This window comes from Asaia sp. As-1742 (assembly GCF_011753235.1).
Classification (GTDB): domain Bacteria; phylum Pseudomonadota; class Alphaproteobacteria; order Acetobacterales; family Acetobacteraceae; genus Asaia; species Asaia bogorensis_B.
Window position 1 is genome coordinate 1 of sequence record NZ_VWWA01000022.1, and the last position, 21,787, is coordinate 21,787.

The 21,787-nt window shown below is 59.5% G+C and carries 19 protein-coding genes; 7 read left to right on the top strand and 12 right to left on the bottom strand.

The window, feature by feature from the left end; translation table 11 throughout:
* Positions 1–100: 100 nt before the first annotated feature.
* The 8 genes from F3J08_RS15910 to F3J08_RS15945 form a co-directional block, all read right to left on the bottom strand.
* Positions 101–1,237 carry a RiPP maturation radical SAM C-methyltransferase gene (locus F3J08_RS15910; protein ID WP_166931510.1) on the bottom strand — a complete coding sequence of 379 codons (1,137 nt, stop codon included), beginning with the start codon at positions 1,235–1,237 and terminating at the stop codon, positions 101–103.
* 144 nt (positions 1,238–1,381) lie between these two features.
* Positions 1,382–1,660, bottom strand: coding sequence for a hypothetical protein (locus F3J08_RS15915; protein ID WP_166931514.1), 279 nt, complete (start codon positions 1,658–1,660; stop codon positions 1,382–1,384).
* A gap of 148 nt (positions 1,661–1,808) precedes the next feature.
* Entirely contained in the window at positions 1,809–4,871 is a 3,063-nt protein-coding gene (locus F3J08_RS15920) for an efflux RND transporter permease subunit (protein ID WP_166931516.1), read from the bottom strand.
* 7 nt (positions 4,872–4,878) lie between these two features.
* Positions 4,879–5,967, bottom strand: a complete 1,089-nt coding sequence (locus F3J08_RS15925) for an efflux RND transporter periplasmic adaptor subunit (RefSeq protein WP_166931519.1) — start codon at positions 5,965–5,967, stop codon at positions 4,879–4,881.
* A complete protein-coding gene (locus F3J08_RS15930; RefSeq protein WP_166931522.1) occupies positions 5,964–7,532 on the bottom strand; it encodes an efflux transporter outer membrane subunit in 1,569 nt (522 codons plus the stop codon). The genes F3J08_RS15925 and F3J08_RS15930 overlap by 4 nt, the downstream gene beginning before the upstream one ends.
* Positions 7,533–7,617: 85 nt before the next feature.
* The gene (locus F3J08_RS15935; protein ID WP_166931524.1) at positions 7,618–7,857 is read right to left on the bottom strand and encodes a helix-turn-helix transcriptional regulator; all 240 of its coding nucleotides are present in this window, start codon (positions 7,855–7,857) and stop codon (positions 7,618–7,620) included.
* Between the two features lie 23 nt (positions 7,858–7,880).
* Positions 7,881–8,495, bottom strand: coding sequence for a DUF2975 domain-containing protein (locus F3J08_RS15940; RefSeq protein WP_166931527.1), 615 nt, complete (start codon positions 8,493–8,495; stop codon positions 7,881–7,883).
* A 144-nt stretch (positions 8,496–8,639) separates the two neighbouring features.
* Positions 8,640–8,837 (bottom strand): hypothetical protein, encoded by a 198-nt coding sequence (locus F3J08_RS15945; protein ID WP_166931529.1) that lies wholly within the window; start codon positions 8,835–8,837, stop codon positions 8,640–8,642.
* Positions 8,838–9,031: 194 nt separating this feature from the next.
* Here F3J08_RS15945 and F3J08_RS15950 point away from each other — a divergent pair, with 194 nt between their 5' ends.
* The 3 genes from F3J08_RS15950 to F3J08_RS17300 all read left to right on the top strand — a co-directional run bounded on the left by F3J08_RS15950 (position 9,032) and on the right by F3J08_RS17300 (position 11,347).
* Complete coding sequence (locus tag F3J08_RS15950; protein ID WP_166931532.1) at positions 9,032–10,219, top strand: DUF932 domain-containing protein; 1,188 nt, start codon at positions 9,032–9,034, stop codon at positions 10,217–10,219.
* Between the two features lie 80 nt (positions 10,220–10,299).
* The gene (locus tag F3J08_RS15955; protein WP_166931535.1) at positions 10,300–10,710 is read left to right on the top strand and encodes a hypothetical protein; all 411 of its coding nucleotides are present in this window, start codon (positions 10,300–10,302) and stop codon (positions 10,708–10,710) included.
* A 424-nt stretch (positions 10,711–11,134) separates the two neighbouring features.
* The gene (locus F3J08_RS17300) at positions 11,135–11,347 is read left to right on the top strand and encodes a hypothetical protein (RefSeq protein ID WP_240149415.1); all 213 of its coding nucleotides are present in this window, start codon (positions 11,135–11,137) and stop codon (positions 11,345–11,347) included.
* 83 nt (positions 11,348–11,430) lie between these two features.
* On the opposite strand, the gene F3J08_RS15965 is transcribed toward F3J08_RS17300, so the two are convergent.
* The 4 genes from F3J08_RS15965 to F3J08_RS15980 form a co-directional block, all read right to left on the bottom strand.
* A complete protein-coding gene (locus F3J08_RS15965; protein WP_166931538.1) occupies positions 11,431–12,165 on the bottom strand; it encodes a hypothetical protein in 735 nt (244 codons plus the stop codon).
* Positions 12,122–13,105, bottom strand: coding sequence for a nucleotidyl transferase AbiEii/AbiGii toxin family protein (locus F3J08_RS15970; protein WP_166931541.1), 984 nt, complete (start codon positions 13,103–13,105; stop codon positions 12,122–12,124). The genes F3J08_RS15965 and F3J08_RS15970 overlap by 44 nt, the downstream gene beginning before the upstream one ends.
* Complete coding sequence (locus F3J08_RS15975) at positions 13,086–13,517, bottom strand: DUF6088 family protein (protein ID WP_166931545.1); 432 nt, start codon at positions 13,515–13,517, stop codon at positions 13,086–13,088. Before F3J08_RS15975 ends, F3J08_RS15970 begins: the two co-directional genes overlap by 20 nt.
* A 114-nt stretch (positions 13,518–13,631) precedes the next feature.
* Positions 13,632–13,907 carry an HU family DNA-binding protein gene (locus F3J08_RS15980; protein WP_166931548.1) on the bottom strand — a complete coding sequence of 92 codons (276 nt, stop codon included), beginning with the start codon at positions 13,905–13,907 and terminating at the stop codon, positions 13,632–13,634.
* A 198-nt stretch (positions 13,908–14,105) separates the two neighbouring features.
* On the opposite strand from F3J08_RS15980, the gene F3J08_RS15985 reads away from it, so the two are divergent.
* From F3J08_RS15985 to F3J08_RS16000, 4 genes are all read left to right on the top strand, one after another.
* On the top strand, positions 14,106–18,143 hold the full coding sequence (locus tag F3J08_RS15985; RefSeq protein ID WP_166931579.1) for a bifunctional class I SAM-dependent methyltransferase/DEAD/DEAH box helicase: 4,038 nt from the start codon (positions 14,106–14,108) through the stop codon (positions 18,141–18,143).
* On the top strand, positions 18,143–19,204 hold the full coding sequence (locus F3J08_RS15990; RefSeq protein ID WP_166931588.1) for a toprim domain-containing protein: 1,062 nt from the start codon (positions 18,143–18,145) through the stop codon (positions 19,202–19,204). The genes F3J08_RS15985 and F3J08_RS15990 overlap by 1 nt, the downstream gene beginning before the upstream one ends.
* A gap of 315 nt (positions 19,205–19,519) precedes the next feature.
* The gene (locus F3J08_RS15995; RefSeq protein ID WP_166931582.1) at positions 19,520–20,455 is read left to right on the top strand and encodes a DUF2493 domain-containing protein; all 936 of its coding nucleotides are present in this window, start codon (positions 19,520–19,522) and stop codon (positions 20,453–20,455) included.
* A 158-nt stretch (positions 20,456–20,613) separates the two neighbouring features.
* The gene (locus F3J08_RS16000) at positions 20,614–21,189 is read left to right on the top strand and encodes a hypothetical protein (RefSeq protein ID WP_166931585.1); all 576 of its coding nucleotides are present in this window, start codon (positions 20,614–20,616) and stop codon (positions 21,187–21,189) included.
* The last annotated feature ends 598 nt before the right edge of the window (positions 21,190–21,787 follow it).

The window sequence follows — 21,787 nt, forward strand, 5'->3', positions numbered from 1 at the left end:
CGGAGGTAACAGCGCCGGATCTGCACAAAACGCAGATCGAAAGTCACCCCGGGAGCCGTCAGTCAGAACGATAAAAGCCTGAAATCACCGGCCAAGCGTATCAACTAACGATTCTTCGATCCCTCCAGGTTACACCCGCTCTACATAAACGTCTGAGTTGGTCTTCTGAGACGTTCGCCTTGGTTTCATAAAAGAACCTGTCTTTTGAGTTGTCGGGTATTTTATCGAACACTTGCTGAATATGGTGCATCGCGATGATATTGTCCGATGCAGCAAAGTCATGGATATCCCACGTATCACTCAGATATTTTATCTCGGATAGCACTCGATCAGCCGACTTTGCACGAAACGACATCGTATGTCCGTTCAGGCCACAAAACGTACAATGATGCTTCTGTCCCCACCAGCACCCTCGCGACGATTCAAAGGTCAGGGCCGGTTGAACTCGATGCTTGAACGTTGCTTTTGAAAGGTGCGCGAAATATTCGTCAAATGCGGGTACCGGAAGATCGTCCATCTGGGCGAGTGGCGGAGCCATCGTATAGTCCCAGAATTTCTGCGTCAGCTTGCTGTCCGTTAGATTACGTTCGGAGTCTGGCGTACCATGCTCGGTGGCAGAGGCGACTAGATCAAGGAAGTAAGGAAAAGTAACTTCGGACTCTCCTGAAAAGACATAATCAACCCATGGGAATAAATCTGCGGTTGCTCGACCCATCTCCTCCTCGCAATTCGCGCCACCGAGTAGGATGATGATATCCGAACGACGCTCCTTTACTTTCTTTGCGATACTTAAGGCAGCACAATGCTGGTGAAATGTGCTGGAAATTCCTACAATCGATGGGTCTTGCACGAGAATGATGTCAGCACAGTGGTCCACGTACTTTTCCGAACCGTCCTTCAACGCGCGGATCGTATCCCGAAAAGCTTCATCTATGTGCGAGACCAGTACATCATTTTCGTAATTTAATGACTTTTCGGTTATTGGCCGTGTTCTTATGTTATCGCAAAATATCCACTCTCCAATCAGGAGATCCGATCGCGTGCCTTCCGCCAATTTCTGATTGAGATCTACTCCAATCCATTCGGCATAGTCAAAACACGCATAAAATATATTGACGTCAAAACCGGCGGACTGTGCGGCGCTTTTCAGGTTGCTGACCCCCAGGCTTGGCCGAGTGACCGACGAAATAGGAGGAACGACCAACATAATTTTTTTGTTTAATAACTGAGGTATCATCGCGACGGTCCTCTGGTTCGTTGTTACGAGACAGGCAGGTCATCAAACCGGATACAGCTAACGGCGTATTCCTAAATATTCAGAGTATTACGGGTGCCTTCTCCCGAGCAGGGACGGGATCAGTACTGTCGATAATTTATCAGATTAGCGGGATACGCTGACGCCCACAGTAACCGAGGCATGAGCACGCTCTGACGATAAGTCTCGTTCTCCGCTTTCGAAAAGTGATGCGAGGCGGCGCAGTTCGTCCTCCGAACATTGAAGATTGGCTGAAGCCAGTGCCTGTGCCGGATTGGCCTTCAGCTCGGCAAGGAAAGTCTGGAGACGCAGATTTTCCTTGAGTTTCGTGATTTCCGGGTTTTCCCGGTGATCAACCGTGAGAAAGCCACGCGGACTTGTCTCAGTCATCGTTAGTGTGGACATAGCTGTTCCTTTCTGTGGCGAGAGACATGTTCCTGCATAAGGAGAAGGCGATTCCCTTATACGGATATAAATTATTGTCGCACAAGAAAAAACGCGCAGCGGTTCAAAGTGAGGGCGTTCGGGTGATCTCACGATTGCGCGCTGTTTCCTAGCTTCGCCCAGTTCCGTCCGGTGACCCTGATTTTCGATGCGCGAGCAGGAGGTAGAAGCATGGCAGCACGACCAGCGTGAACAGGGTTCCGATGGCAAGCCCACCCGCCAGCACCAGCCCCATAACGAAGCGCGAGGCGGCCCCAGCTCCGGACGCTGCAAGGAGCGGCACCACGCCGAGGATCATTGCGGCAGTCGTCATCAGGATCGGCCGCAAACGCACGAGTGCCGCATGCTCAATCGCCGCAAGTTTCGACATCCCTTGCTCCCGCCGTTCGTTGGCGACCTCGACCATGAGGATGCCATGCTTGCTGATAAGGCCAGCAAGCGTTACGAGGCCGATTTCACTGTAGAGATTGACGGATGCGCCTCTCATCCCCAGCCAGAGCAGAAGCAACGCACCTGCCACGGACATGGGCACTGTGACAAGAATGATGAGCGCATCGCGAAAGCTGCCGAACTGGGCAGCTAGCGCGAGGAAGATAATCAGAATTCCGAAGCCGAAGCTCGGCAGGAAGGAGCCGCGCTCGGTGAGGTAGTCGCGTAGCGATCCCGTCGTGTCCGTTGCGTAGCCGCCCGGTAGCCGCGAATTGGCAAGAGACGCGAGCCATGAATAGGCTCGATCAACGGAAACGCCGGGAGCCGGCACGGCCTGAAGCGTCGTGGCATTGAGCTGCTGGAAATGCGCGATCTGTTCGGGCACGACCTGATGCGTCAGATGCGCGACCGAGGACAGCGGGATCGGAATCGCCGGTCCGCTTTGCGGATGTGTATAGGCGATCGGATAGTCGAGGATCTGCTCGGCGTTCAGGCGCTGCCCGCGCGTGACGAGCGGCATGACGCGATACGACCGCTGGTCTCGGCTGAAATAATTCACATAACTGCCCCCGAGCAGCCAGTTCAGGCTGTTGCCGACATCCGATACGTTCAGACCAAGTTCCGCGAGCTTCGACCTGTCCAAGACGAGGGTCGTCTGGGGCTGGTCAATGAGCAGGTCGTTGTCGATATAGGCGAACAGTCCGCTCTTCTTCGCCTCCGTCACGATCGTTTTGCTGATGGCCGCGAGCTCGTCAGCGGAACCCGCCCCCTTGATGACGAACTGGATCGGCATTCCCGCACCGCCCGGGAGGGAGGGGAGTTGGAAGACACCATATTGCAGACCCGTGACGTCATTCAGCTTTCCTTGGAGAACCTGCTGGATGTCCACGTCAGAGCGGCTTCTGTTGCGCCAGTCTCGCAGCACGACGCCGCCCTGCTCGACGCGCGGTGCATCCAGAAGCCAGAAATCCTCCATCTCCGGGATGGCTTTGAGGGCATCAAGCACCGGAGGCGCGTATTTCGCGACATAATCGAGGGTCGTCGCGGGTGGTCCCTGTCCGGCGACGACGACGATTCCCTGATCCTCGGCCGGTGCAAGCTCGTGGGTCGCACCGCGGTAGAACATCACGGACGCTCCAAGAACCACGCAGGCCAACACGATTCCGGCGGGCCAGAACCGAAGGACGATCCGCAGCACCTTTGCATAGGCGCGGTGCATGAGGCCAAGCGCCAGATCGCTGAACTTCACCCAACGCGGAGCGGTCGCGTCATGTGGCCGCAACAGCGTCGCGCACATCATGGGCGACAACACGAGCGCCAGAACCGCCGAGACCGTCACGCTTGCCGCCAGGGTGAAGGCGAATTCGGTGAACAGCGCGCCGGTTAACCCCTTCTGCAAACCGATCGGCACATAAGCGGCGACGAGGACGACCGTCATCGCGATAATAGGCCGCCCCAGTTCTCGGGCCGCTTTCAACGCGGCTTCCATGGGGTTCTCGCCAATGGCCAGATGCCGGTTGACGTTCTCCACGACGATGATCGCGTCATCCACCACCAGTCCGGTGGCCAGCACAAGAGCAAGCAGGGTCAAGGAATTGATCGAGAAGCCCATGAATCCCATAAGCGCGACGGTTCCGACGAGCGAGAGCGGGATAGTGACGAGCGGGATGAGAACCGACCGGAACGAGCCGAGGAAGAGAAAGATCACGCCGGTCACGATGGCGATTGCTTCCAGCAGCGTCAGGATTACCTCGTGCAGGGATGCCCGCACGAAATCCGACAGGTCGAAAATCACCTTTGTCCGGATGTTCGGGGGAAGGCGCGCGGAGATGTGGGAGAGCACGTCATGCAGTCGGTCGCAGGTTGCAATCAGGTTTGCCCCGGGGGCGAGGGTAACGCGGATGAACGCGCCGCTCCCGAGCGGATTCGTGATGCGCACTTCCGTCATCTCGGGGCCGTACTCGACCTTCGCGACATCACCCAGCCTTATGAGTGCCGAACCCCGCTGCGCAACGACCAGTTGCCTGAACTGTTCCTCGGTATGCAGGCTGCTGGTGACGGCGAGATCAACCGACGTCATACCGCCGAGCGTCTGTCCGATACCGGTCACATAGTCATTCTGTGCTAACGCGGTCGCCACGTCGTTCGCTGTCAGGCCATATCCGGCAAGACGCTTGGCATCGAACCAGACGCGCAATGCCATGTTGGCCTGCGTCATATCCGTCGCCTGAAGCACGCCAGGGACGGACTGGAGTTGCGGCAGAACCACCCGCGCCGTGTAATCGGCCACCTGTTCAAGACGCAGCGATTTGCTGGAAACCGCGATATACATCGCGGACCCTTCATTGTTCGACATCGTGATGACAGGCTGCTGCGTTCCTGCCGGAAACTTGTTGGCGATGGCGGAGACATACGCCTGTACCTGCGCGATGGCGGGTTTCGGATCCTCGTTGAGCTTGAGGTGCAGCGTCACGGTGCTGACGCTCGTCTCGCTCGTGGAGGAGACGTAATCGACGCCGTCCGTCGCCGCCACTGCGCTCTCGATCGGTGTCGTGATGAATCCCGCGACCGTGCCCGCATCCGCTCCGTAATAGACAGTCACGACCTGAATAGTGGCGCTTACCGTGCTCGGGAAGCTCTGGACAGGCAGACCGAGGATGGTTCTCAGTCCTGCGACGAGGATGATGATGCAGAGCACGATTGACAGGACCGGCCGGCGAATGAAAAGATCGGTCATAGACATGGAGCGCTCACTCCTCAGGCGGGGCGGGTGTGGCGCTCGAATCAGGTTCGATCGCATTGTTTTCGTGGATCAGCGCGCCCTCGTAGAGCTTCATCTGTCCGGACGTGACGATCTTCTCGCCGCCCTTGAGCCCCGAGACCACTTCGACCAGATCACCCCGGCTCTGCCCGGTCCCGATCCCCTGCTGATGCGCGTGTAAGGCGTTACCTTTGGCGTCGCGGACGGCCAGCCAGATGCTGTTCCCCGATGTGGCGTACTGAACGGCCACGCGCGGGACGACGACGGTGGCCTTCGCTGCGTCATAGCTGGTCGTGACCCGTGCAAACGCGCCTGGCACCAGGGCGTGGTCCGGATTGGCGAGCTGGGCCCGCACGAGAACTGTGCGGCTCTGTGTATCCACCTGCGGAGTAATGGCCGTCACCACACCTGCGAACGCCCGACCGGGCCAGGCATCGACCTGTACCGACACGGTATTTCCGTTCGCAATATGCGGAGACAGATTCTGGGGCACATAGAAATCGACATAGATCGGGTCCAGGGATTGCAACGTAACAACGGCCGTCCCCGGCACCAGATATTGTCCGGGATCGATGCGGCGGACACCAAGACGGCCCGCAAAAGGCGCACGCAATTCCTTCGTTGCGATGATGCCCTCTTCCGAGCGCACATGCGCCCGGTCCGCCTCCATCGTCAGCCGGTCCCTGTCGACGATCGCCTTGCTGACGGCGTTGACCTGGAACTGCTTCGTGTCACGGTTGAAATTGATCTCGTCCAGCGCGGCCTGCGCGCGGTACTGGGCGAGCAGACCGGGTTCGTCGTTCAGTTGCAGCCGCGCCAGGACGGCGCCCTTCTGAACATCCTCCCCTGAATGAAACATGATCTCGGAAACGATGCCGGCGGTCTGGAAGGACAAATCCGTCCCCCAGCGCGCTCTCAGATTGCCGACGGCCTCGATTTGCGGCCGCCAGTGCCCGATCCCAACGGTGGCCGTCGAGACCGATTGCGGCGCGTCCTGCGCTCGTGCGCCGGAATAGCCGTTCATGGCGAAGACGAGCATTGCAAACGCGATGGAGCGAAAACGGGAGGTGCGGATCATGACTTGCTCCAGGGCATCAGGGAATCGAAGACGCCAGGAGGCGGCGGCGGAACGTCCTGACGGTTCCACCATCCCCCACCGAGGGCGACGAGCAGGGCGCTGGTGTCGCTCAACCGCGCGGCCCTTGCCTGCACGAGGGCAATCGCCGCCTGCTGGTAGATGACTTCGCTACTGAGCACGGTAAGATAGGACACGCCGCCCAGTCCGTATTGTCTCCGCGCCAGATCGAGTGCCCTTGCCGCCGCCTGTTCGCTGAGCAGGTTCGCCGAGAGCTGTCGGCTGTCGTTCTGGATTTGCATCAACGCATTCGCGACGTCCTGGAATGCACCCACTACTGTTTCCTGCCATTGGGCGGCATAATCCCGCATCGTGGCGACGGCCGCGCGCTGCTGATGAAGTAGATTGCCGCCCTCGAAGATCGGCATGGTGACCTGCGTTGCCAGAGTCGCCAGCCCGTTGCCGGGCGTCATTAATTGCCCGGCCCGGGCGGCTTGGGAGCCGAGATCGCCCGTTAGCGTGACCTGTGGCAGCCGGTTCGCGATCGCCACGCCGACCGCCGCCGTTGCAGCGTGAAGATTGCCGTCCGCCTGGCGAATGTCGGGACGATGCCTGACGAGATCGGATGGGAGCGCGACCGGCACTTCAGTCGGTAACGTGAGATCGGAGAGATCGAATTGCGGCGGCGCGGTATCCGCCGGCAGCGCCCCGAGATAGGCTGCCATCGCGTTACGCGCTTGTGCGAGGCTGTTCTCCATTTGAGGCAGTTCCGCCTCCTGCTGCGCCAGTTGGGCTTCCTGAAGAGCAACGTCCGTGCCGTTCGCTCCTCCCAGTGAGAATTGCTGTTGCAACATCATGAGGTAATCACGCTCTGTGGCGATCAGCCGCATCTGCGCTGCGATCTGCCCGCGTAGGGATGCTTCGTTGATCGCGGTTGCGACCACGTTCCCAGTCAGCGTCAGCAGCACGGCCTCGAAATAGGCCCGCTGATAATCGGACTGGGCCTCCTGTTGCTCGATCAGTCGTCTCGTTTTGCCCCAGACGTCGAAATTATAGCTCAATCCCAGATGAGCATCATAATAACCGTAGCTCATGCTCGTATTCGGTTGGCCACTCGGTGCAAAAGGAAAGTTTCCGCGTGTCCTGCCAAAGGTGCCGCCGACAGCCGGCAACAGGCCGCTATATTGCGCGAGTGTCAGTTCCTGGGCATTACGGAGCGCCTGACGGGCGGATTCGAGATTGGGATTGTTCCGGATCGCGAGCGCGACAAGACGGGTCAGAGGCTCGGAACGATAGAGCGTCCACCAGTCCCCGGGAATATCCTGCCCCGGATGGAGATGCTGGGAGGCTCCCTCGGCGACAGGCGCCGACACCGTGCGCTCCGGCAACGCGGTTTCCGTATAACGGTTCGGCAGAGTGCGCTCGGGAGTCTTGTAATTTGGTCCCACAGCGCAGCCACTTGCGCTCAATACGAGGATGACGCCGCAAGCTACCGCACGGTGCGGCCAGAGCACACGGAAAGTCTGGAAGCGCAACGCTCGGCTGGCGCTTCCGCATTTCGTTTCCATATCGTAATTATACCTTCATATCTCGGGCGTTCGCGCGACAGCGCGTCATATCGATCCGATCAGGCAGGTTCAGGGAGGAGGCAGCTTAACTCGCTTCGCGAAGTTCGAAGTCGGTTTCCTCATCCGGCACATATTCCAGAATATCGCCCGGTTGGCATTGAAGGTGCTTGCAGATCGCTTCAAGGGTCGAGAATTTGATGCCCTTGATCTTGCCTGACTTAATGGAGGAAAGGTTAGGCTCGGTAATGCCGACCGCTCGGGCGAGAGCGTTGGACTTCATTTTTCGTTTTACGAGCATAAGGTCGAGATGGAGAATGATCGGCATCAGATGTAATCCTTCTGCTCTTCTTAAATTCTATTTCCGATTTTCATGACATACGTTACCGCAAGGAGAATGACGCCAAGAACCAGAGCGTCTATCTGCTGCATGTCCCATGAGAAAATTTCAGGGAACAGGCCAAGAAGATACATCAGAGGATGCGTGACGAGGCTGACACACGAATATGCGAGAACGGAGCAGGAAATATTGCGTATTTCTCGCGTCGTGGCGAAGGTGAAGACCTCGCCTTTGGCATAGAGATCGAACAGGCGATACAGGAACATCAGAACAAGAAGTCCTGGAAGAAAGCGTAAGACGAGAAGCGGTGCTCCGAGACTGGTCGCCCATGTCGGGAGTTGACTGACCGGAGTAAAATCCTGACTTGTCATGCCGGCGGCTGGCGCGCCGATCATGCCCATAAACGTCAGGCGATGATTGACGGTCCCTGCCACGACATACGCTCCGCTCCGAAGTGCAAGTGCCGTGGCACCCACCGCGACCAACGTGCTGCTTACAGCCAGTGAGCCGAAGAACAAGGCCCTGAGCGACCGTGCATAGCCCGCCAGGCGCCGCTCTGCATCCTGCACCGGCGGCGAAGGAAGCGGCTCCTCATCTTCGGGTCTCGTGAACGGCAGAACTGTCATCAATCGTACTCCGTGATGCTCGATAAAAATTACTGTAGCACAGTCACAGATTATCATTCAACGATAAATACCCGAGCGGTCAACTGAAGCATGGAATGTATGGGTAGCGGCCCCGCGTTTGGCTCATTAGAATATTCGTTGCGATCAAACGGTTCTTGGCGTCCAGAACCGATCATCGCGGAACAGCCCATTGGTGATGATGACGAACTTTCGCATAACGACGGTGACGGCGAATTTGGCGTGCTCGCTGTTCGTGGTGAGCCGATCATAGACGCGCTTGGGATTCGGATTGAACGGCATCGAGACGAGGGCCTCGCTAAATACAGTATAGACAGCTTGCATACCATCGATCTCCCAAGGATCGCGCTTGCCGACATCCGTCAAGTGGGGATAGGGGCGGGCAGTTCGGACAGTGCCGGGAGTTTTAAGCGGTCGCAGGACGTTGGAAGTTGCATTAATGAGCGGCCCGGTCCTGAAAGAGGGAGAGGGCGGCTTCGCCTTTTGTGCCGAATATCCGGCGCAAGAGGAGAGTTTCCATGACCATGACCGTTCTTCCGTCGACCCGTCCCGCCACCGAGTTTCGCATCGATCCTTCCCGTGGCCGGGTGGATCACCGTGTATCGTCTGAATGGTTTTCCCGTCCGGATGACGAACGCTATCTGTCTCTCGCCGACCTGCACGCCGCGACCCTGAACCGTGCGGAACGGGCAACCGCACGCACGGTGGAGAGCCGCGCCATTCGCGTCGAGGCCACGCGCGACAATGCCGAAAGGCTGACCCTCTCGGTGCCGGGCCAGAGCGCACCCGTTGCACCGACCCACTGGTCCTTCGGGCAGTTGTGCAGTCTGGTCAGCGCGCCGTCGTCTTACCTGCGTAACCTTCCGGCTCCGTTGGCCGCGATCAATCTGCAGCATGGGTTGCTGTCCCATAGGGCGGAACTGGTCAAGACGCTGGAGACCTGCGACGGTCGTGTCGAATTGCGGGCCGTGACCGGGCCGGATTACGGTCGCATCTGGGACCACGAGCTTGTGGGCGCCGTGCGTAAAATTGCGGGTAACGGAACAGGTGATACGAACTGGAAAGTACCGGGCGTCATTGATTGGGCGACCATGACCCATAGTCCCCATGTGGACATCACGAAGGAAACCACAACCCTGTATGCCTCGGACAGGGACGTTTTCCTGTTTCTCGTCGATGATACGCATCCGATCGAGGCGGGACGGCTGCCAAATGGCGATCCTGATCTTTTCTTCAGGGGGTTTTACGCATGGAATTCCGAAGTCGGTAGCAAAAGCCTCGGTATTGCCTCTTTCTACTTGCGCGGTGTGTGCCAGAACCGGTTGATCTGGGGGCAGGAAAATTTGCAGCAGATCACGATCCGGCACAGCAAGTTTGCGGCCTCCCGCTTTGTCCACCAGGCCGCACCTGCGCTGCGGAATTTCGCAAACGCCAGCACTGCATCGTTTGTGTCCGGAATTCAGGAGTCACGCAAGCAGATCGTGGCACGAGACGAGGATGATCGCGAGCGCTTCCTGCGGCGGCAGGGCTTCTCGAAGCCGGAGACGGCCAGGATCATCGAGACGGTTCTGCATGAGGAAGGCCGGCCACCGGAAAGCGTGTTCGATTTCGTGCAGGGCATTACGGCCTTTGCCCGCACAAAGAGCAATCAGGACACGCGACTTGATCTGGAAGGCAAGGCCCGCAAGCTCATGGAGCGGGTCTGACCTCCCTATCGCATTTTTCGTCATTGCCTTTGCGAAAGCCCGGAACTGTTCCGGGCTTTTCCTTTATGGAGGGTCTGAAAATGGCCGATTATTTCACGCATTTCTCCTGCGTTCTTGACGTAAGAACACATGACAATGCGCTCAAAGCGCTGGAACTCTATCGGAATGAGACGGAGGATGAGGATGGTTTTTGTCTCGCTCACGGGTTCTCTCTGGTGCTCTCCAGAGAAGGCTCTTCGGAATTGTGGATCCATGATGAGTCTGGCGGCGACCCGGAATGCGTCATCGCATTCGTGCTGAAATGCGCGGAAGCGTTTTCACTCTCCGGTTCGTGGGGAATGGAGTATGCAAATACCTGTTCGCGCCCCCGTCTCGACGCTTTCGGGGGCGGCGCGCATCTCATTGATCTTGGGGCGGGCAAATCCGTCGGCTGGACCAGCACCAACGAATGGCTGGCTGGCGCTCTTGAAGGAGATGATCCCGATGCCTGAGATCCTCTCCGTCACCGTTTACCAGATTGATGAACTGTCCGCTGTCGCCCGCGAAAAAGCTCGTTTCTGGTATCGGGATACTTTGGACTCCTTTCCCTGGTGAGATGCGGTCTATGAGGACTTTCTGCGGATATGCGCCATAATCGGGGTGGACGTCGCGACGGTATCGCGGCGTTCGACAGGCCCGTCCAGCGTATGCGATCCTTGCATCTATTTCCGGGGGTTTTCCAGTCAGGGGGACGGCGCCTCGTTCGAGGGCGTCTACAAATATGCGCGGCGTGCGGTCCATGAAATCCGTCAGTATGCGCCGCAGGACGAGGCGCTTCATGCTATCGCAGACCAGCTAACTACGCTCCAGAGACGGAATTTCTACCGGCTTACTGCCCGGATCACACAGCGCGGCCCCTATTGCCATGAATATACGATGCGTATCGACGCCAGTCGCGACAGCCCGTCGGGTCAAGACATGACGGCAGACGCGGAGGAAGGGATTATCGAGGCCCTGCGCGATCTGGCGCGCTGGTTGTATCGTTCTCTTGAACGCGAATGGGACTATCAAACCACCGATGGGGTGATTGATGACGCCATCCGCGCCAACGGATATACGTTTACCGTAGGAGGAGACCGGTTTTCATGATTGGCAAAGACGCAAGCTAGATACGTGGAGACAATAGATGCGCGAGACTGGAGAGCATGTGCCAAAAATGTATCCCGGATATTTTAGCCGAAAAATATCCCACCCCCCCACACAGTAAGAGCGGTACGTAACAAAATAATAAAAGCGCATAGCAAAGGAGTAAATCCCTCCATAGATTTTGATGTAGTAAGTAAGCACAATAATAAATAGAACTGAGATCCTAGGTATTTTATAAATCCAGAGAATGAGGAATATGTGTTGGACCACGCATTAAAATTAATTCCTCGGGAAAATATTTCTTGGCGTCGTATACGTCCTTTTTCCCACTGATTTTCTGTCGTTAATAGAAACTCGCGCGCGATAGCTGAAAGCGCATGGGCGAAGAAAAACAGGTCCATACCGATCATGACCATATTGCCTGATATGGATGACCATTCCTGTGGTTGCGCAATGTGTGGTAGACAAAGGTAAAGCGCCATGGCGGCCAACCCACCGGTCAGCGTTCCTCGCAGCAAAGGAAGAACGAGTTCGGGACCGCCTCTGACGAGCCCGTACCAGGTTCCGGCAGCAGCTACGGAGGCGACATAGACCCAGATCGGAAGCTGATCCCAATCCGGATGTTTGTCAGCCCACAGGAATGCCACAAGTGTGAGGACGGCGGGTGCGGTGACAGTTTCATCAACGGTTTCAGACCGCTTGCCAATGCGGAGCAGCCAATGGACGATCCTGCCGGTTTTTCCTTTGGAAAAGTGATAATCTTTATAGTCGTTGTCTTTATTTCGATCGTCTTCTATTTGGTTCGACATCGTTCTTTTCATCTACATGATCTTCGGTTTCTTTAATGGCGGCATACAGACTCTGTACTGACGCCATTGCCGTGTCGTAGGTGAAATGTTGGCCGTAAACCATGGCTGCCTGAAACCGATCGAAGGAAACACGACATTCTGAATTCGTCATAAGATAGGCTAACGCCTGTTCGGTCCCTGCCTCCGGGTCTGCGGCATACGCAGGGAACCACGTCTTAAACTGCTCTGCGTCACTGACCATGATCTGTCTGGCAAGTGTCGAGACGCGAGGCAGATCGAGATGGGGCAGGATGCAATGCAGGTCGTAGACGTGCCGGATCAGGAAGCGGTCATAAGCGTCGGTTTTCCGTCCTTCCAGATAACCCGCTGTCCGACGGGTCAGGGCCACGAATTTCTCTGCTGCGGTCTCGTCCACGGAAATGCAGGTGATCTGCTGTATCTCCGGTTCGGAATTCGTCGCCTCGCTGACGAAAGACCGGACCGATCTTTCGACGGTCGGGAGAGCGGCGGGCGCATATGTCAGTTCGACGAGAAGGTGCGGGAGCAGTTCGACGTCTTCGCCCGTGCTGTCCGCATAGGTCAGCTCGGCACAGATATAGTGGTTTTCATTTTTCGCGGAAATGACCGGATCGGGAAACCCGAGGTCTGCCGCGATTGTTCTGATGGTCTCCTTCAGGGCGCCCAGAATTTTCCGGGCCGCATTCTTGCTCGACGGCAGCGGTGCAATCGTGATCTTCAGATCCACGTCTTCCGACATCCTGGCGACCAGCCGATGAGCACGAGCAAGGCATGTGCCGCCAGCAAAAACCAGACTTATCCCTTGAGGGAGGTCCGCATGCTGAAGTGCTGCCAGCACCTCGACAACGCGGTAGTCCTTTTCCACGAGAGATGCTGATGACAGGTCAAGCGCATCGGCAACCTCAGCGAGCAGATCAGGCGTAAGGCTTTTCAAACCGCGCCTCGAGGTTTCGGTAGCGCAGTTTCCGGTTGAACCGGCTCTGAACTTCGAAGACCGGATTGGCCTGAATCTGTGTCGTGCGCCCGTTATTGTACTGTCGGACCGTATCGGACTCCCGCCAGTTGACCTTCAGTTTGCTAAGAGTCTGACGCACGGCTCCATCAAAGCCGCCGCGGACGGCAAGCATCGGCCGACCAGTCAGGCCGTTCTTTTTTACGCGGGCGTAGACCCCGTAGCCCAGACGCGCGATCTCACCTTCGATAATGAGCTGTCGAAGGGCTCTTTTGACACTGTCATATTCGCCGAGATCGGCGAAGTCACGCGGCACGAAGACGTCGCCACGCGCACGGCGAATGCGTGTCTTCAGCCGCTCTTTCAGTGTTCTGGTGCGACGTGGCTGGGTCATGATGACCTCAATGGACCTCCCTGATGGTCTTGCACAGTAACAGAAACAGGACATTCCAATCCACAAAAATAGGACATCCTGCTGTTTGTCAGGACCATCGGAGAGGGCGCGTTTTTAGTCGTTCAAGGCGTCTTTCAGGGCCTTGGCGGGCGTAAAGGCCAGCTTGCGGGAGGCTGCGATCTGGATCTTGTCACCGGTCGCCGGGTTGCGCCCCTCGCGGGCTGGCACGTCCTTCACCTTGAACTTGCCGAAGTCGGGCAGGGAGAGCTCCTCGCCTTTTTTGGCGGCGGCGGTCATCGCCTTCACGAGCGCATCGAGCACCTTGCGGGTGTCGGTCTTGCTGGCGTCGGTCGTCTCGGCAATCTGGTCGACCAGTTCGGAAATTTTCATGTGCAATGCCTTCTGTAGGAATGGTTCAGGCGTAAGCCTCACAAAACCGTTACGCAGAGATTGTGGCGGCTTCAAGCCCCGCGTGCCCCGGATGTGCAGCAGTGGAGAGGGAAAGGGTGGTTTTGAACCGGGCGGTTCCGGTGCGGGAGAGGGAGGCGTGCCGGGACCGTCCGTCTTTCTTCCCCGGAGACTTCCGTCATGGATTGTCCTGTAACCCCTATCGGTGAGACGAAGGTTAATATCGCCGCCGCACGACTGCTTCTCGCCCATCTCGAACGCGGTGAGATGCTGGACGCCAGCCGACTGCGCCAGGCGATGGAGAGCGCCTTCAAGGCCCCAGATGCGACAGGCGCGTGGGACTGGAAAATGGCTTATGACGCTGCCGAAGCCGCGTCCGTCCTGTTCCTGCGCCGCTATGGACCGGCCCTGATGGCCCGCGCCTCGGGCGATGCGGATCTCCTCACCAGCATTGCACGTCTGGCGTCACTTCTGCCCTCGCAGACGCGTCGGTCCGACGACAGCCAGACCTGGCAGCAGTTCTCGACGCCTCTGCCACTGGCGTTCTGCCTGATGCGGGCGGCGGATTTCGCGCGCGGCGAACACGTGCTCGAACCGTCCGCCGGGACCGGTCTTCTGGCCCTCTTCGCCGAACTAGCCGGTGCCTCGTTGACCCTCAATGAATTGGCGCCGGGCCGTGCTGACCTGCTGGCAGCGCTCTTTCCGGCAGCCCGCCTGTTCCGGCATGACGCCGCACAGATCCACGACTATCTGCCGCAGACCATCCAGCCGGATGTGGTCCTTATGAACCCGCCTTTCTCGGCGACGGTGCATGTGGCCGGTCGCGCACCCGACACGACCTTCCGGCACATCGCCTCAGCACTGGACCGGTTGCGGCCCGGTGGTCGGCTGGTCGCCCTGACCGGCCTGTCCTTCTGCCCCGACAACCCGCGCTGGACCGATGGTTTCACCATCCTTCAGGCCAAGGGCCGCCTGGTGTTTTCGGCGGGTGTCGCGGGGCAGCTCTATCGGCAGCATGGCACGAGCGTCGAAACGCGGCTTCTGGTGTTCGACCGCACACCCGCTTCCGAGCCATCACACTTCGTCGCGGCCCACGGCACGGCACGGGATTTTTTGACCCTGCTGGGCTGGATCACCGGTGATCTGCCGCCCCGTCAGCCGCAGACGCGCCAATCGTCGCCAGTGTCACGCTCTGCTGCTCTTTCTTCGCCTCGCACTGTGCGCGGCTATCTCGGGCGTAAGGCCGCCGTCGCACCGCGTCACAGGATGGTTCAGGAGATGCAGGGCGCACTTCTGTCCTATGACATCCTGCCGTCGGATGAGCATGGAACCGCGACGACACGTCTGTCTGACGCCCTGTATGAGGATTATCGTCTCCAGACCCTCGCAATTCCCGGCGCCCGGCCGCACCCCACCAAACTGGTCCAGTCGGCCGCCATGGCCTCGGTGCGCCCGCCCGGGCCTTCCCACAAGCCAACCCTCCCTGATGCCGTCATCCATGACGGCCTGCTGTCCGACGCCCAACTGGAATCCGTCATCTATGCTGGCCAGGCCCATGATCGCTTTCTGGCAGGTCGCTGGAAAGCCGATCAGACATGGGACATCCTCACCCGTGTCGGTGAGGACGATCCCGATGGTGTCCGGTTCCGCCGCGGCTGGTTCCTTGGCGATGGCACCGGTACCGGAAAGGGCCGCCAGGTCGCGGGTATCATTCTGGACAACTGGCTTAACGGCCGCAGGCGCGCGGTCTGGGTGTCGAAGTCGGACAAACTCCTCGAAGACGCGCAGCGCGACTGGTCGGCACTGGGAATGGAACGGCTGCTGGTCACGCCCCAGTCGCGTTTTTCGCAGGGCACCGCCATCCGTCTGACCGAGGGCATCCTGTTCACCACCTATGCCCAGCGTCTGGGCCTCTGGGGCGGGGAGGATTTCCCCTTCGTCACGCGGGCCGATTTCATTGCCGCCATCGAGGCTGGCGGTGTGGCGGCCATGGAGGTGCTGGCCCGCGACCTCAAGGCCATGGGACTATATACCGCCCGGTCACTTTCCTATGACGGCGTCGAATATGAACTGGTCGAGCATCAGCTCACGCCAGAACAGATCCGCATCTATGACGCCTTTGCCCAGGCGTTCATGGTCATCCACAACAATCTCGACGCCGCCATGCAGGCCGCCAACATCACCGGAACGGACGGCACGCTGAACCGGCAGGCCAAGGCTGCCGCCCGCTCGGCCTTCGAGAGCACGAAACAGCGGTTTTTCAACCATCTGATCACGGCCATGAAAACCGTGACCCTGATCCGCGCGATCGAACGCGATCTGGCCGAGGGCCAGGCGGCCGTCATTCAGCTTGTCTCCACGGGGGAGGCCCTGACCGAACGGCGGCTGGCGGAAATCCCGCCGGAAGACTGGAATGATCTGCGGATCGATGTGACGCCAAGGGAATACGTCCTTGGGTATCTGGAACATTCCTTCCCGGTCCAGCTTTACGAACCCTATAGCGATGGGTCTGATCATGTGTCTTCACGGCCGGTCTTTCACGATGGCAAGCCCGTCCTGAGCCGTGAGGCCGTGGCCCGGCGGGATGCGATGATCGAACAGCTTGCAGCCCTCCCGGCACTCCCCGGCGCGCTCGATCAGATCATCCAGCATTTTGGCACCGATGCCGTGGCCGAGGTGACCGGCCGCTCGCGGCGCGTGGTGCGCAAGGGGGACCGGCTTGCCGTGGAAAGCCGACCGGCCGCCGCCAGCCTGATCGAGACGCAGGCGTTCATGGATGACACCAAGCGCATTCTGGTCTTCTCCGATGCAGGAGGCACCGGCCGGTCCTATCACGCCGAACTTTCGGCTGCGAACCGCCGTTTGCGGGTGCATTATCTGCTGGAACCCGGCTGGAAGGCGGATGCCGCCATTCAGGGGCTGGGTCGCACCAACCGGACCAATCAGGCGCAGCCGCCCCTGTTCCGGCCGATTGCCACGGACGTGAAGGCGGAAAAACGCTTTCTCTCCACGATCGCCCGCCGGCTGGACACGCTGGGCGCTATAACCCGAGGTCAGCGCCAGACGGGCGGGCAGGGGCTATTTCGCCCGGAAGACAATCTTGAAAGTCCCTATGCGCGCGACGCGCTGCGCCAGTTCTACCGTCTTCTCGCCCGGGAAAAGGTCGAAGGCTGCACTCTGGCGCAGTTCGAGGATACGACGGGTCTGTCCCTGGTCGATGACACGGGCCTGAAGGACAAGCTTCCGCCGATTTCCACGTTTCTCAACCGGATGCTCGCCCTGCCGGTGGCGTTGCAGAACCTGCTCTTCGCGACGTTCGAAGATCTGCTGGCAGGCCGTGTCGAGGCCGCGGTGGGTGTCTATGATGCGGGTCTGGAAACCCTGCGCGCCGATAGCTTCACCATTCTCGCGCGCCAGACCATTCACACCCATGCGGAAACCGGAGCTGATACGGACTTGCTGACTATCCGGGAACGTCGGCGCTCGGAACCCGTTACGTTGTCGCAAGCACTGGCTCTGGGACGGGAGCGGGAGTCCGGTCTTGTGCGCAATACCCAGTCCGGGCGGATCGCGGTGCGTGTTCCGGCACCCGGTCTGGTGACCGAAGACGGGGAGTTTGAGTGGCGCGTTCGGCTGGTCCGGCCCATGGACACGCAGATCCTCTCGCGTGACGCTTTCGCGGCGAGTCACTGGAAGTCTGTGGATGCGGACACCTTCGCGGCCTTGTGGGAGGCGGATCTGCGCACGGTCGATGAATTCGTCGAGGCCGAGTTCCATATGGTGACGGGTCTGCTGTTGCCGGTCTGGAAACGTCTGCCGACGGATCATGCACGGGTCTATCGGTTGCAGACCGATGACGGCGAGCGTGTGCTTGGCCGGCGCGTGCCCGTGGCATGGGCCACCAGTGCCGGGGCGACCGGCAGTCTGTCGCTATCCGGGCAGGACGCACGCAGCGCCTTGCTGGACGGCGGAACGGTCCTGCATCTGGCTGAACGGATGCAGGTGCGGCGGGTGCGGGTGATGGGGCGGGCGCGGATCGAACTGACCGGCTTTACCGAAGGGATGCGGGAACGTTTGCGGGCCTATGGTCTATTTTCGGAAATCATCTCATGGACATTGCGGTTTTTCGTGCCGGTCGATGATGCGGGCGATAAGGTTCTGGAACGGCTTTTCGAGACCTGGCCGATCGCGCGCGTGACGGAAAGGGAGGCGGCATGATGGCGGAGCATGATGCACGGGACCTGTCACGCCGTCTGGCGGAGAACCCCGAGGCGGTGTGCCGTCATTACCTCTCGGCAGGGCGACGCCATGGCAATTACTGGTTGGTCGGCGATGTCCACAACACCCCCGGCCGCTCGCTTTATGTCCGACTGCATGGTCCCTCGGAAGGGCGCGGGGCCGCCGGGCGCTGGACGGATGCCAGCACCGGTGCGTTCGGCGATCTGCTCGACCTGATCCGTGATTGCCTCGGTCTGATCGAATTCCGCGACGTTGCTGATGAGGCGCGCAGCTTTCTGGCGCTGCCGCAACCTGAACCTGACCGGGCAGCAGATCGCCTGCGAACGGCCCGGTCGCACCGGCCCGAGACGGGAGGCAGCAGCACGGACGCCGCGCGCCGTCTGTGGAATGCCAGTCGCCTCCTGTCCGGTGTCGCGGCTGTCTATCTGCGGGGACGCGATCTGACGCGCTGTTCCCCTATGGCGGCCCTGCGTTTCCACCCGGACTGCTACTACCGCGCCGGTACTGACAGTCCGACCGAGACCTGGCCTGCCATGATCGCCGCTGTGACCGACCTTCAAGGCCGCGTGACCGGCGTGCATCGCACCTGGCTGGCGCGCGACGGACGCGGCAAGGCCCCTGTCGAAATCCCCCGCCGGGCGATGGGCGACCTGCTCGGCCATGCCGTGCGCTTTGGCACGGTGTCCGACGTTCTGGCGGCAGGCGAGGGGATCGAGACGGTGCTGTCGCTCCGGGAAATCATGCCCGATCTGCCACTGGCCGCGTGCCTGTCCTCGGCGCATCTCGCCGCCATGGCGTTTCCGCCTGCCCTGCGCCGCCTTTATGTGCTGCGCGATGACGACCCGGCCGGCGACCATGCGGTGACGACCCTGCTCGCCCGGACGCAGGAGGCCGGGATCGAATGCCTCGTGTTGTCACCGCGTCTGGCGGATTTCAACGATGATCTCCGCTATCTCGGGCGTGGCGCGATGCGGGCAATCCTGCATCCCCAGCTTGCCCCGCAGGACGTGGCGCGGTTCCTGCAACCCGTCGCGCACTGAAGCGGGCCGGGAAAGGGGGTGTGGGGCATCGTCTTTCCGGTGTGGCGAGGCTGTCCTGTGTCCGGATGGGGCGCGCCCCCGGCCTTTCGTGGAGGGGAGCGGGCGTCAGCCAGGCCGGGCCTGCAATGGCGGACCCGGCTATTTTCCGTCGTGCCCCTCTGGGGCGCTTTACATCGCGAGGCAAAATAGCCGTGTCCCTGCCATCCTCCACTGCGTTCCGGCAGCGCGATGCGCGGTTCCGGTCCGGCCTTCGTCTGCCGCTATCCGCCCCCGGAAAGGCCGCGAGGGGCGCGGCCAGAACCGGAGGACAGACCCATGACCCGCACACAGGACGATTTCGAACCCGCACACGCCACCTCTTCCACCGCCCATGTGCTGGCCGAACTCCAGCTTTATGGCCACCGTCCCTTCGAGGACGAGCCAGATCCGAGGCCATTGCCCGACGCCAGCCAGATCGAGGGTGCGGTTGCCGATATCTTCGACGCCCTGTTCGCCTCGCTGACCGACACAAGGCTGGAACCCGATCTCGAACCGCTGCTCTGGTCCACCGTCAATGTCTTTCACCGCATGGTCGGACAGGTGGAGCGCGATCTTGACCGCAACGAGACGGCGCAGAAACGCAGCCAGCAGGAACAGGATGGCAGCGAGATCCGCTCGGTGGAACTGGAACGCCTCATTGCCGAGGGGCTGACCCTGCTGGAACGACGCAATGCGTACGAGATCTTCCGCGACCTCGCCTGCGACCAGTTCGAACGCCTGACGATGTTGCCCTGGCGGCCACGCTCAGGTTCGCTGGTCAGCCGCAGCACCCTGACGGCGTCTATGATCGACAGCCGTGATTTCCTCAACGCCCGCCGTAAGGCCGAGACGGAACTGCTCGTGCCGCCGGGGCCAAAGGTCGCGGTCACCGGCGGGCTCGATTACGAGGATCATCACCTGATCTGGAACCGGCTGGACAAGGTGCGCGAGAAGCACCCCGACATGGTGCTGCTGCACGGAGGTTCCCCCAAGGGGGCGGAATTCATCGCTTCCCGCTGGGCCGATCATCGCGAGGTCGCGCAGATCGCCTTCAAACCGGACTGGAACCGGCACGGCAAGGCCGCCCCGTTCCGGCGGAACGATGCCCTGCTGAAAGTCCTGCCCGTCGGCGTCATGGTATTTCCGGGTTCGGGTATTCAGGACAATCTGGCCGACAAGGCCAAACAGATGGGCATCCCGGTCTGGCGGTTCCGCAGGGAGGCTGGCGCGTGAGCGCCGGTTTCTTTCTCGCGACACTTCACGTGGTTTACATGGGGTGACCATGTCATGGAATTTGCAAACAGGAACTTGGGGACGGTAGCCTGCCATGCTCTGCAAATAGGAAATTTATCGTTTAACTGAGTGTCATTGTGAGAGAAGAGGACAGGAAAATGGACAATAATCGACAGATCGAAATCGGGAGTGATCCACTGGACGCGTCGTCGCATAAAGAAACGGATCATTTTTTCGGGGACGTTTCTGTCTGGATCAACGGTGAGGGTGCGCTGCTTCATGCAAGTCTGTCACTGGAGGATGTTATCCGGTCCCAGCGGAAGGTCGTGAGCAAAATTCATCTAACACAGCAGTTGCGGCGTCTAACAAAGAAATACGGTAATATTCGTTTGCATGATTCGCGTAGCAGTCCATCATTTTGGCAACTTCTTTCCTTTCTGAACCTGGACGATATTCATTTTCTGTCCATAGGGCTTTGGAAGGAGAAGCATTCCGATATCACGGGCGTCATGGCAAACTGCACCCTTCATTTTCTGGAAGGTCATGTCACCGTCTGGCCCTACTGGACTTTGTATAAAAACGATGAGGAGTTTCTTGGTAGTCTGGTCAGTCCATTGCGAGATAACAATCTGATCGAGCGAACCGTAAAACAGACAGATGCATCCAGAATGACTGATAGCTCTGATGTAAACAGGCAAAATAGTGATTTCCTGAAATATCTTCGGGGTTATTGAAAAAACCGCTTGCTGAATCAGACGTCGAACTCTCTCCTGCAAAAACGAGGAAATAGTCAGCTACGGCTAGTCGACTGACCACACGAACACGTCGGGCTCCCCATTGTCCGCGCTCCCGGTTGAAGCAAACGGGAGTGCCCGCGCGCCGGAAGGCCCCGCCCGGAGAGAACGGGTGCGGAGTGTGACCTCTTTCCCCGTTCGGGCTGCGGGGACGATGGATGAGGGAGGCAATGACCTCCCTTCCTCACCAGTGAACAGGTCGAAACAGCCATGGCGAAGGAGGGATCGTCCAGCGGGCAACTGGCTGGCCAGCCTTCGTTGGAACGACAGGTCCAGAGGATGCGGCCCGAACCGTTCGCAGCAGGGACGCGGCAGTCGGGGGCGGGTGTCTGGCCGCGATCCGCGCCACCAGCAGGGAAGACGGTCGCACCGGGCGAGCGCGATATCCTCCTGTGTCGCACGTTCCCCACCTGTCGGACCGGTCATGCCGGCATCGTCTCTCCATGGGGCTGGCGGGTCCGCACACCATGGCCTCTGTCGGATGGCTGATCTAGCCGAAGACCGGCTGCGCCTCGATCGGCTGGCCGCAACGGCGTTC

Excerpts from the sequence above, each read along its gene's own strand:
- F3J08_RS15910 (WP_166931510.1), bottom strand. The coding sequence starts at position 1,237 with ATGATACCTCAGTTATTAAACAAAAAAATTATGTTGGTCGTTCCTCCT.
- F3J08_RS15915 (WP_166931514.1), bottom strand. The coding sequence starts at position 1,660 with ATGTCCACACTAACGATGACTGAGACAAGTCCGCGTGGCTTTCTCACG.
- F3J08_RS15920 (WP_166931516.1), bottom strand. The coding sequence starts at position 4,871 with ATGTCTATGACCGATCTTTTCATTCGCCGGCCGGTCCTGTCAATCGTG.
- F3J08_RS15925 (WP_166931519.1), bottom strand. The coding sequence starts at position 5,967 with ATGATCCGCACCTCCCGTTTTCGCTCCATCGCGTTTGCAATGCTCGTC.
- F3J08_RS15930 (WP_166931522.1), bottom strand. The coding sequence starts at position 7,532 with ATGGAAACGAAATGCGGAAGCGCCAGCCGAGCGTTGCGCTTCCAGACT.
- F3J08_RS15935 (WP_166931524.1), bottom strand. The coding sequence starts at position 7,857 with ATGCCGATCATTCTCCATCTCGACCTTATGCTCGTAAAACGAAAAATG.
- F3J08_RS15940 (WP_166931527.1), bottom strand. The coding sequence starts at position 8,495 with ATGACAGTTCTGCCGTTCACGAGACCCGAAGATGAGGAGCCGCTTCCT.
- F3J08_RS15945 (WP_166931529.1), bottom strand. The coding sequence starts at position 8,837 with ATGCAAGCTGTCTATACTGTATTTAGCGAGGCCCTCGTCTCGATGCCG.
- F3J08_RS15950 (WP_166931532.1), top strand. The coding sequence starts at position 9,032 with ATGACCATGACCGTTCTTCCGTCGACCCGTCCCGCCACCGAGTTTCGC.
- F3J08_RS15955 (WP_166931535.1), top strand. The coding sequence starts at position 10,300 with ATGGCCGATTATTTCACGCATTTCTCCTGCGTTCTTGACGTAAGAACA.
- F3J08_RS17300 (WP_240149415.1), top strand. The coding sequence starts at position 11,135 with ATGCGTATCGACGCCAGTCGCGACAGCCCGTCGGGTCAAGACATGACG.
- F3J08_RS15965 (WP_166931538.1), bottom strand. The coding sequence starts at position 12,165 with ATGAAAAGAACGATGTCGAACCAAATAGAAGACGATCGAAATAAAGAC.
- F3J08_RS15975 (WP_166931545.1), bottom strand. The coding sequence starts at position 13,517 with ATGACCCAGCCACGTCGCACCAGAACACTGAAAGAGCGGCTGAAGACA.
- F3J08_RS15980 (WP_166931548.1), bottom strand. The coding sequence starts at position 13,907 with ATGAAAATTTCCGAACTGGTCGACCAGATTGCCGAGACGACCGACGCC.
- F3J08_RS15985 (WP_166931579.1), top strand. The coding sequence starts at position 14,106 with ATGGATTGTCCTGTAACCCCTATCGGTGAGACGAAGGTTAATATCGCC.
- F3J08_RS15990 (WP_166931588.1), top strand. The coding sequence starts at position 18,143 with ATGGCGGAGCATGATGCACGGGACCTGTCACGCCGTCTGGCGGAGAAC.
- F3J08_RS15995 (WP_166931582.1), top strand. The coding sequence starts at position 19,520 with ATGACCCGCACACAGGACGATTTCGAACCCGCACACGCCACCTCTTCC.
- F3J08_RS16000 (WP_166931585.1), top strand. The coding sequence starts at position 20,614 with ATGGACAATAATCGACAGATCGAAATCGGGAGTGATCCACTGGACGCG.